This window comes from Methanocrinis sp. (genome assembly GCF_049974945.1).
Classification (GTDB): Archaea; Halobacteriota; Methanosarcinia; order Methanotrichales; family Methanotrichaceae; genus Methanocrinis.
The window spans coordinates 1-8,430 of record NZ_JBNGCU010000076.1 but is presented as its reverse complement, the minus strand read 5'-3'; the positions used below and the strand labels follow the sequence as shown (position 1 = coordinate 8,430).

The window sequence follows — 8,430 nt, the reverse complement described above, 5'->3', positions numbered from 1 at the left end:
CGTGGGCCGAGAGGTACTCCATCAGGGCCTCGAAGCCCGCCGTAAGCGGTGGCAGGAATATCTCTGGGTTCAAAGCATCACAACCGTGAGCATCTTGCAGATGTAATTGTCTCTAATATCAGTCAGCTCCTGTTATCCTCTAACTCACCTGGCGGAGCCCATCAAAACCTCTTCAGCCTTCTTCAGCTCCGATATCTCCTCGAGAGCGAGAGAGTCCACCTCTCGGAAGAGGGCGAAGAGCCTCGGGCTCTTTACCCGATAGAGGGTCCGCTTGCCGTCGATCCGCCGCTCCAAAATCCCCGCCTCGTTGAGGATGGAAAGGTGTTTGGAGATGGTGGACTGGGCTCGACCGAAGGCGGGGACGATCTCACAGACGCATCGCTCCTCTTCGCCGAGGAACTCTATGATCTCGAGCCTGGTGGGGTCAGAGAGGGCGCTGAGGATCTTAACTCTCCAGTTGGTAGCAGATCGTCTCATCTTATCGGAAGCTTGGAGCGATTAATTCGTATATATACATATCGCCATTTAGCTATTTATGACTTTAATATGGCAAAAGGTCAGCGGGCAAACCGGCAGAAAGAGAGGGAAAACTCATTCAGGCCGCCTGCGTTCGGCGGTCTCGTTCGGATGCGTCGAAGGATAGTTATCGCAGAAGGCCCCATCTTTGAGGGAGGTGAAGGCCATGGAGGTTCGAGGCGGAAGAAGGGTCGGCTTTTCTATGTGGCTATTTGAGCAACGCAAGAGGGACGATCGGATCGGAGAAGTCGCTCGCGACGCCTATCAGGGATACCAGAGCGATGAGTGGCCCGAGACCGGCTCCCTCCAGGACTATCTCCGCCACCTGAAAGAGAGTGGGGTTCGGGGCGCTCCCCTGAGAGCCCTGGACCAGGCCTGGTGGGAGTACCTCGAGGTCGTGACGAAGGACGTGGCCCAGCACTGTATTCTCATGGAGGTCGGAGCCGTGATGGAGGAGGCCCTCTCCAAGGCCGAGCATCGAGAGGAGGAGGACAGGTACCTCTTCGAAGGTGCTTACGTAGAGCGCATCCAGAAGCTGATGGCGAAGCTGAAGGAGATCTAAACGCCCGGAAGATGCTCGCCGTCAGGGCGACAGGCCTGGAGGAGAGGATAGCGGCCCCCTAGGAGCTGCCGTCTTCCATGCGGCCTTGGGGATCAATCGAACCTGACCGAAACCTCACCCAGATCGCCGAAATGCGCCTCGATCAGATCACCCCTCTCGACCGGCGTCATGGGGGTCATGGATCCGGCGAGGACCACCTCTCCCGCCCGAAGGCCGCCGTCGTGCTCAGCGACTTTGTTTGCGAGCCAGGCCACGGACCGGGCCGGATTTCCGAGGATGGAGGCCCCGGTGGACCGGGCGATCTCCTCACCGTTCTTCACCATCACCACCCCCAGGCCGGGCAGGTAGAGGTCGTCGATTGCAACCTCCCTTTCGCCCAGGACGAAATGCGCTGCAACGCCGTTGTCGGCGATCACCTCGCGAGTCCCGATCTCCCATCCCCGAGTGCGGGAGTCGTTGATCTCGATGGAGGCGGTCACAGACCGGGCCGCCTCGAGAGCCTCCTCGACGGTGGCGCCGGGGCCCGATAGGTCTCGGCCGAGGGTGAAGGCGATCTCGCACTCGACCCTCGGATGGATCAACCCGCTGAGCGGCACCGCCGCCCCGCTTGAGATCTGCTGGCTTTTGAAGATGTGGCCGTATATCGGCTCGGCGATCATCATCGCCCTCTGTATCGCCTCGTTGGTGGCCCCCACCTTCTTTCCCGCCAAAGACTCGCCAGCTTCGAGCTTGGAGGCGACGATCGCCATCTGGACCCGATAGGCCTCGTCTGTGGTAAGGTCAGGACAGATGACGGATATCGGCTCCAGGGCTGCTCTCTCGGCTTCCGCGGCGAGATACCTCCTCGCCAGATCATCTATGGCATCTTCTTTTGTCATCTGAACTGCTCCACTTTTTTATTTAAAAGGCACCATCTCGCCGATGGATTTCGATCCAGACGCCGAGAGGTCCGCCCTCCGTTCCATCCGGGCTGATATGGGGCGACTTTTGCCATTAATGTTGAGCCAACTAAGAAGAAAAAACCTTCCCTTGTAAAAGCCATTTATATCTCCGTCGAGGACTCCTCGGCAAAAATTCGCCCGCCAGCAAGCCAGGAGAATTTCCGATCCACAGAAAGCCCTTCGCTAATCACGAACGTGAAGCTGATTCCGACCGAAGACAGGTCAAGCGATACGAATAACGAGTTAGACCCCGCGACCGGTGGAAGGTCCAAATTGATCAAAATAGAAGTTGATATTCGAGTTTCAGATTCTATCCCGAATTTAAGACCGCCGTCCCGCAAAATACTTCCAAGTTTTTCTCCATATATGCACGGCCTTTTCGAGCGGCCACGGAAGTCTTTTGGGTGACTACTCCCCGCCCAGAAGGGCGAGGCTTCTAGCCTTTGGCAGAGACTGTAGTCCCAGTCTCAAAATGTTTATCGCCGCATTCTCGTCACGGTCCATGACCAGCCCGCATTGAGGACATTCATGGACCCGATCCGATAGCGACTTGGTAACTTTAAGACCGCACCTGGAACATAGCTGACTTGTGTTCCTGGGATCTACTAGAACCACCATCGAACCGGCGCTCTCAGCCTTGTACGATGTGGTTATTACAAGCATCCTCCAGGCGGCGTCTGATATGCTTTTAGCCAGGCAGTGGTTTTGGAGCATGTTCGTGATGCTCAGATCCTCGAAAGCAATCAGCCCGAACCTTTCGACCAGGTTGTGACTGACCTGATGAGCAAAATCGTATCTGCGGTTGGCTATCCGCTCATGGGTCCGCTGGACGAGTCTCATACTTAGATATGGATTTGCCTTCTTGTTCGAAAGAGTTTTTCGATATGCCAAAGTCTCGTTATAGGTCCATCTACACAGCTCCAAGGTCTGTTCCATCTTAGACCGCTGTGCTTTTGTCGGATAGATCCTATATTTGAAGGCTTTAAGCATTACACTCACTTATGCTGTTATAGTATTTAAAAACTCATAGCATAAGGCGGGGTACGATTCATCCCCGGCCCGAAGACCGGGGTTTTCTCTACCCCTGCACCCCGCCTCTATAAGAGGAGTGGGAAAAAAATTTATTTGGGTTTTGACAGATTAAATCTGCAGGAGGATTTCGATGCAATACGAACCATCCCCGGGAGGCGGCCGGAGGCGCCGGGGCGCGCCGCCCACCGCCTGCGTGTGTCCGAGCTGCGGTTATGAGACGGAGAAGGTCGCCGGCGTTCCCTGCCGGTCGATGACCTGTCCAAAATGCGGATCGCCATTGGTGGGAAAGTAGCTTGGCCGCTGCGAAGGGTAGAGACCGGCAGCCTCAGAAATGACCAAAAAAGTTTAATCGGCAGTCCACCCCTTCGGTGCTACCTCGGCTCCTCGCCGCTGGCCTTGAAGCCCTCGTCTTCGTCGTCGAACCAGACCGCTTTATCTCCCTGGAGCAGATTCAGGATGGTGATAAAGTTCTCGTGAGATAGGTCGTAGAGAACTCGCTGGTCTTCTCCAAGGGACAGGCCGATGTTCCCCCTCCGGTCCTCCTCGATCTTCCACTCCGCCCAGTAATCGGTGATTCTCTTCCAAGACATGAAATAGTGGTGGGCAGTTATCATATATATTTATTTTTTATATCTATGCCACATTTATTTTGCCTCTCTCCATCGGCACTCATCCGGCTAACTCCTGTCGACTAAACGGGCGCTGTAGAAGTTGGCCATATCACCGAAACGCGCCTCCGCCAGGCGGGACCTTCCGCTGAAGCGAGCCCGGCCAAAGTAGGCGTATCCTCCGAACTCAGTCCCCCCGAAGTCCGCGTCGTCCATGAATTCGGTTCCGCCGAAGCAGGCCTCGTCCATGAAATTCGCCCCCTTGAAGTCGGCGTCGTCGCCGAACTTGGCGTAGCTGAAACCGGCGAGGTTTCCGAACTGGGTCTCCTCGAAGTCGGCTCTGCCCCCAAACTGATCACCGGAGAAGTAGACCCTGCCGTCGAACCTAGCGGCCCTGAAGCTGGCGTTGCCTTTGAATCTGGTATACAGAAAGTCGGCACGGTTTGCAAACCTCGCCTGCGCAAAGCTCGCATTTCCGGCGATCTCGGTCCCGGCGAAGTTCACCGAGCCGCCGAAGGTTATATTCTCAAAGCGGACGTCCCCCCTTATCTCGGAGTTGGTGATGCTTATCGGAGAGGTGATCAGCTTCGCACCTTCGGCCGACGCGAGGCGCTCGATCTCAGATCCTGCAGAAGCGCCGAGCCCCGCCCCGAGCTTCGGAGATACGTCCAGGCCGATCTCGCCGAGGTCCAGGTCGCCCTCGACGATCAAGCTGTCGATAGAGACCGGCTCCCCCCTCTCGATCATGGCCAGAATCTCGCTCGCCGAGATCACCTCCTGGATATGGTGCGAGCCGGCCGATGCGCTTGCTGCCAGAAGGAGCGCTGCCAGGATCAGGGCAGGGATCGTCTTCATGAATATTCTTCTCCGGGGGTCTATCCGCCATAATCCGCAAAAAAGCTTTTGACGTCAGGTCAGGGTCCCAGGCCTTCCGCCCTCTGGAACGCCTCATCCGCCTCTTTTTGTCTATCGAGCTTTTCGAGGACTAGCCCCTTGTTCTGCCAGGCCTCCCCCAGATCCGGGTTCAGGGTCAGAGCCTCCTCTAGACGTTCGAGGGCCTCCTCGTACCTCCCCAGCTCGTAGAGGGCCAGCCCCCAGTTGTTCCAGGCGTGGACGTAGAAGGGGTATATCTTGACCGCTCTCTCGCAGCATCGGACTGCCCTCTCGTAACTTCCCCGGTCTGCAAGGATGAGGCCCATCGACATCCAGAAGTCGGAGTTTTCGATGATGAACCTCTTGACCACGATCAGGGCGACGGCAGACGCTAGGATGAAGCCGATGAGGATCAGAAGAAGAGGACCCATGCCGGATCATAGAGCTTTGACCTCCAATATACTTTATGCCGGATCGGCCGCAAATTTAAATTGTCGGGGGGTCGGACCTGATCTGATCGCTCCATGCACAGAATGAACGACTCACACGGCCTCCATGGCGGGCTTGAGGACGGCCTCGAGCATCTCCACCACCACGTCCACGGTCCCGCCGACCCCGCCCTCCTAGGGGCCGAGAGGGGGATCTGGGCGGTCAAGATCTCCTTTATAGCGCTTTTTGCGACGGCCATAATTCAGGTGGTGATAGTCCTTCTCACCGGCAGCATGGCCCTCCTCGCCGATACCGTCCACAACCTGGGGGATGCATTGACGGCCGTTCCCCTCTGGATCGCCTTCAGGCTGGGCCAGCGGCCCGCCACAGACCGTTTCACCTACGGCTACGGCCGGGCCGAGGATCTGGCGGGGCTCTTCATCGTCCTGGTGATCGTCGCAAGCGGCCTCTTCACCGGTTACGAGTCGGCGATGAGGCTCTTTTCTTCCCGGCCCGTCGGCTTTCTCTGGGCGGTGATCCTCGCGTCGCTGATCGGATTTGTCGGAAACGAGGCCGTGGCCGTCTTTCGGATGAGGGTGGGCCGAGAGATAGGAAGCGCGGCTCTGGTGGCCGACGGCCACCACGCGAGGGCCGACGGCCTGACCAGCCTTGCGGTCCTCTTCGGAGCGATCGGGGTCTGGGCGGGCTATACTTGGGCAGACCCCCTGGTGGGGCTATTGATCACTATCGCCATCCTTCAGATCGGCTGGAAGTCGGGAAGAGTGATCCTGACGAGATTGACTGACGGCGTCGACCCCGAGGTCGCGGGCGAGGTGAGGAATGCTGCGGCCCGCGCTCCCGGGGTGGAGGAGGTGGCCGGGGTGAGGGTGAGGTGGCTGGGCCACCGGCTCCACGCCGAGATCGACGTGATCGTCGATCCGAAGCTCACCGTCGAGGAAGGCCACGATATCGCAAAGGAGGTCAGCCACCAGCTCCTCATCAGCCTCCCGTACCTGTCGAATGCTACGGTCCACGTCGATCCGCCTCAGGCTCCCGGCGAGGCTTACCATCGGGTGGAGAACCACCGCCATGACGATCTGCCCGAGCACTCCCATCGTTGATCCCTTGGGCCGAAAATTGCGGGAAAGTGATAATTACCAATAGGTACCAAACCTGGGTACCATGACCGAAGAGATATCCTTTAAAAACCAGGTGAGATGGACCGAGGGAGCGAAAGGCGAGATCGCCTTTCCCTCCGGTCAGAAAATCGAGTTCGCCCTGCCCGCAGAGTTTGGCGGGATCGAGGGCTTTCCGTCGCCTGAAGACATCTACGTCGCCGCGGCCAACGCCTGCGTCCTCACCACCACCCTGGCCAGGGCAGAGAAGCACAACGTTGCCCTTCTTTCCTACAAATCGGAGGCGGTGGGGGTTTTGGAGCGGGTGGGGGACGGCCGGGAGGTGACCCGAATCGAGATAAAGGTCCGTCTGGCGGCCGATGGGGATCCCGAGACGATCATGGAGATGCTCTCGGACGTGGCGGGAAGGGTGCCGGTCATAAGGTCGATGAGCACCTCGGTGAACATCGATTTTGAGGTGGAGTAGGAGTAGAGGCCACCGTTCTGGTCTCGATCGCCCTGGCGGTCCCGGCGTCGTCCTTCCCGACAGAATCTCTGGAAGACTGAGGAAAATGACCTTTTGCGGACCGCCGGGCCGTCAGCTTCAGGGCCGGACATCAGCTGATGGAGGTCAGGTTCAGCGCTCGCCCGTGGCCTCCACCTTCGTCTCAGGGTAGCGGCAGCGGAGGCGGGGTACGATCCTGGGAACCCGCCTCTGGTAGTCGCGATAGGCGTCGCCGAACTTCTCGGCCAGCATCCTCTCCTCGTGGATCGATCCGAGATAGAAGTAGACGGTAGCGATGAGGTAGAGGACGAGGAGGTTTGCGGTCATGACGGGGGATAGCCAGAGGAATATCAGGGCCAAGAGGAAGAGCGGGTTTCTCACCCTGCAGTAGATTCCCTGGACGATCAGCTCGCCCTGACCCCCGCCCTCACCTTCGTCGGGCAAAACCCCCAAAAAACGCAAGGCTCCGGCCTCAATGAGCGTCCTTCCCAGGGCCAGGGCCGCAAGGACCTGCCCGAAAACCATGATCCATCGCCAGGGCGAGGGGACTGAATAGAGGACCTCGCCGGGAAAGAGATAGAGGAGGCGCAAAAGCGGGATTATGGAGATGACCGCCACGATGTTGAAGAAGAGCCGGTACCAGCGCATCCCTCTCTCGCCGAAGGCCCGCCGGGCCCGGCCTTTGGCCCAGGTGCCCGCGAGAAGGCTGTGCAGGCTCGCAAAGCCGACCAGGTAGAGGGCAAGGATGAGGGTGTACTTCGTGAACATGCCGGGCACCTTTTCGAGGCTCTCTTCTTTTCCCTCTTCCTTTTCGTTCTATTAGTCCTCTCCGTTGGCCTTCACCGACCCGGGCAGATCCTCCCCCGCCAGGGGACCATCCTCGGAACCCGGCTCTGATACGAGCGGTACTCGTCGCCGAACTGGGCGAGGAGCCTCCTCTCCCAGTGCAGCGACCCCAGGTACAGGTAGATGGTGACCATGACGTAGAGGATGAGGATGTTCGTGGTCATGAAGGGGGTCAGCCAGATGATGAGAAAGCCCGATAGCAGGAATGGGTCTCTCATCCAGCAGTATATCCCCCGAGGCGCGAGAGTCTCCGCCTCGGAGGCCCTGGGGCCCGTGAGCTGGAGGGGCACCCGGAACCGGTGGGGCGCATCGACGAAGGCCCTGATGGAGAGAAGCCCCGCCAGGAGCTGGCCCGCCACCATCGCCCACCGCCAGGGAGAGGGGACGACGTAGAGGACCTTTCCGGGGAAGAGGTAGACCAGGTAGACCAGGGGCAGTATCGTCACCAGGGCGGTGAGGGAGAAGATGGCCGGATACCAGGGGTCCATCCTGCTCCCGAGGATCTTCGCGGCCCTTCTCTTGAAGGGGAGGCTGGCCATCAGGCTGTGGATCGCGGCAAAGCAGGCCAGGTAGACGATCAGGATCAAAGCGCTCTCTTGGGGCGACATCGGGAGTTTATTTGGTCGGGATGGTATATGGGGCTGATGCTGGAAGGCCGCTCGGAGGGAGCAAGCCTAAATCATCTGATAACCAAAAGCATCAGCCAGAGTCGATGGATAGGGAGGATATGGAAATGGAGGCGACCGACCCGATCGAGACTGACGCTCCGGACGAGCCCTACAAAAAGGCCCTCCGGCTGGAGTACTTCACCTTGGCCTACAACCTCGCCGAGGCCGCGGCCTCCATCGTCTTCGGAAGCCTCGCCGGGAGCATCGCCCTGATCGGCTTCGGGCTCGACAGCATCGTCGAGTCCCTCTCCGGCCTGATTTTGATATGGCGGCTGAAAAGGCACCGGACGGGCACAGAGGAGGAAGAGGAGAAGATCGAGAGGAGGGCGGAGAGG

The 8,430-nt window shown here is 58.8% G+C and carries 11 protein-coding genes and 3 pseudogenes; 5 read left to right on the top strand and 9 right to left on the bottom strand.

Annotation, left to right across the window (positions count from 1 at the left end; translation table 11 throughout):
- Positions 1-144: 144 nt before the first annotated feature.
- Positions 145-477, bottom strand: coding sequence for an ArsR/SmtB family transcription factor (locus ACP5EL_RS07900; protein ID WP_428401968.1), 333 nt, complete (start codon positions 475-477; stop codon positions 145-147).
- 187 nt (positions 478-664) lie between these two features.
- Here ACP5EL_RS07900 and ACP5EL_RS07895 point away from each other — a divergent pair, with 187 nt between their 5' ends.
- Positions 665-1,078: a hypothetical protein gene (locus tag ACP5EL_RS07895; protein WP_428401967.1), complete on the top strand. Its 414-nt coding sequence runs from the start codon at positions 665-667 to the stop codon at positions 1,076-1,078.
- 92 nt (positions 1,079-1,170) lie between these two features.
- Here ACP5EL_RS07895 and ACP5EL_RS07890 read toward each other — a convergent pair whose 3' ends face one another.
- From ACP5EL_RS07890 to ACP5EL_RS07880, 3 genes and pseudogenes are all read right to left on the bottom strand, one after another.
- Positions 1,171-1,956, bottom strand: coding sequence for a 2-keto-4-pentenoate hydratase (locus ACP5EL_RS07890; RefSeq protein ID WP_428401966.1), 786 nt, complete (start codon positions 1,954-1,956; stop codon positions 1,171-1,173).
- 471 nt (positions 1,957-2,427) lie between these two features.
- Positions 2,428-2,853: pseudogene (locus tag ACP5EL_RS07885) on the bottom strand (RNA-guided endonuclease InsQ/TnpB family protein); the annotation flags it as partial.
- A 51-nt stretch (positions 2,854-2,904) separates the two neighbouring features.
- Positions 2,905-3,009: pseudogene (locus ACP5EL_RS07880) on the bottom strand (helix-turn-helix domain-containing protein); the annotation flags it as partial.
- A gap of 172 nt (positions 3,010-3,181) precedes the next feature.
- Between ACP5EL_RS07880 and ACP5EL_RS07875 the strand changes: the two are divergent.
- On the top strand, positions 3,182-3,343 hold the full coding sequence (locus ACP5EL_RS07875) for a hypothetical protein (RefSeq protein ID WP_428401965.1): 162 nt from the start codon (positions 3,182-3,184) through the stop codon (positions 3,341-3,343).
- A 79-nt stretch (positions 3,344-3,422) separates the two neighbouring features.
- Here ACP5EL_RS07875 and ACP5EL_RS07870 read toward each other — a convergent pair whose 3' ends face one another.
- The 3 genes from ACP5EL_RS07870 to ACP5EL_RS07860 all read right to left on the bottom strand — a co-directional run bounded on the left by ACP5EL_RS07870 (position 3,423) and on the right by ACP5EL_RS07860 (position 4,963).
- On the bottom strand, positions 3,423-3,641 hold the full coding sequence (locus tag ACP5EL_RS07870) for a hypothetical protein (protein WP_428401964.1): 219 nt from the start codon (positions 3,639-3,641) through the stop codon (positions 3,423-3,425).
- Positions 3,642-3,728: 87 nt separating this feature from the next.
- Positions 3,729-4,514 carry a pentapeptide repeat-containing protein gene (locus ACP5EL_RS07865; RefSeq protein WP_428401963.1) on the bottom strand — a complete coding sequence of 262 codons (786 nt, stop codon included), beginning with the start codon at positions 4,512-4,514 and terminating at the stop codon, positions 3,729-3,731.
- A gap of 59 nt (positions 4,515-4,573) precedes the next feature.
- Positions 4,574-4,963 carry a tetratricopeptide repeat protein gene (locus ACP5EL_RS07860; protein WP_428401962.1) on the bottom strand — a complete coding sequence of 130 codons (390 nt, stop codon included), beginning with the start codon at positions 4,961-4,963 and terminating at the stop codon, positions 4,574-4,576.
- A 93-nt stretch (positions 4,964-5,056) separates the two neighbouring features.
- Between ACP5EL_RS07860 and ACP5EL_RS07855 the strand changes: the two genes are divergently transcribed.
- Positions 5,057-6,082 (top strand): cation diffusion facilitator family transporter, encoded by a 1,026-nt coding sequence (locus ACP5EL_RS07855; protein ID WP_428401961.1) that lies wholly within the window; start codon positions 5,057-5,059, stop codon positions 6,080-6,082.
- Positions 6,083-6,143: 61 nt separating this feature from the next.
- Positions 6,144-6,563 carry an OsmC family protein gene (locus ACP5EL_RS07850; RefSeq protein WP_428401960.1) on the top strand — a complete coding sequence of 140 codons (420 nt, stop codon included), beginning with the start codon at positions 6,144-6,146 and terminating at the stop codon, positions 6,561-6,563.
- A gap of 150 nt (positions 6,564-6,713) precedes the next feature.
- Here the strand turns inward: ACP5EL_RS07850 and ACP5EL_RS07845 are convergent, their stop codons facing one another.
- Both ACP5EL_RS07845 and ACP5EL_RS07840 read right to left on the bottom strand, forming a co-directional pair.
- Positions 6,714-7,349 (bottom strand): methyltransferase family protein, encoded by a 636-nt coding sequence (locus tag ACP5EL_RS07845; protein ID WP_428401959.1) that lies wholly within the window; start codon positions 7,347-7,349, stop codon positions 6,714-6,716.
- Between the two features lie 71 nt (positions 7,350-7,420).
- Positions 7,421-8,035, bottom strand: a complete 615-nt coding sequence (locus tag ACP5EL_RS07840; RefSeq protein ID WP_428401958.1) for a methyltransferase family protein — start codon at positions 8,033-8,035, stop codon at positions 7,421-7,423.
- 104 nt (positions 8,036-8,139) lie between these two features.
- On the opposite strand from ACP5EL_RS07840, the pseudogene ACP5EL_RS07835 reads away from it, so the two are divergent.
- Positions 8,140-8,430: pseudogene (locus tag ACP5EL_RS07835) on the top strand (hypothetical protein); the annotation flags it as partial.

Bases quoted from the DNA above. Each gene is read 5' to 3' on its own strand.
- ACP5EL_RS07860 (WP_428401962.1), bottom strand. From the start codon at position 4,963: ATGGGTCCTCTTCTTCTGATCCTCATCGGCTTCATCCTAGCGTCTGCC.
- ACP5EL_RS07875 (WP_428401965.1), top strand. From the start codon at position 3,182: ATGCAATACGAACCATCCCCGGGAGGCGGCCGGAGGCGCCGGGGCGCG.
- ACP5EL_RS07900 (WP_428401968.1), bottom strand. From the start codon at position 477: ATGAGACGATCTGCTACCAACTGGAGAGTTAAGATCCTCAGCGCCCTC.
- ACP5EL_RS07870 (WP_428401964.1), bottom strand. From the start codon at position 3,641: ATGTCTTGGAAGAGAATCACCGATTACTGGGCGGAGTGGAAGATCGAG.
- ACP5EL_RS07840 (WP_428401958.1), bottom strand. From the start codon at position 8,035: ATGTCGCCCCAAGAGAGCGCTTTGATCCTGATCGTCTACCTGGCCTGC.
- ACP5EL_RS07855 (WP_428401961.1), top strand. From the start codon at position 5,057: ATGCACAGAATGAACGACTCACACGGCCTCCATGGCGGGCTTGAGGAC.
- ACP5EL_RS07865 (WP_428401963.1), bottom strand. From the start codon at position 4,514: ATGAAGACGATCCCTGCCCTGATCCTGGCAGCGCTCCTTCTGGCAGCA.
- ACP5EL_RS07845 (WP_428401959.1), bottom strand. From the start codon at position 7,349: ATGTTCACGAAGTACACCCTCATCCTTGCCCTCTACCTGGTCGGCTTT.
- ACP5EL_RS07850 (WP_428401960.1), top strand. From the start codon at position 6,144: ATGACCGAAGAGATATCCTTTAAAAACCAGGTGAGATGGACCGAGGGA.
- ACP5EL_RS07890 (WP_428401966.1), bottom strand. From the start codon at position 1,956: ATGACAAAAGAAGATGCCATAGATGATCTGGCGAGGAGGTATCTCGCC.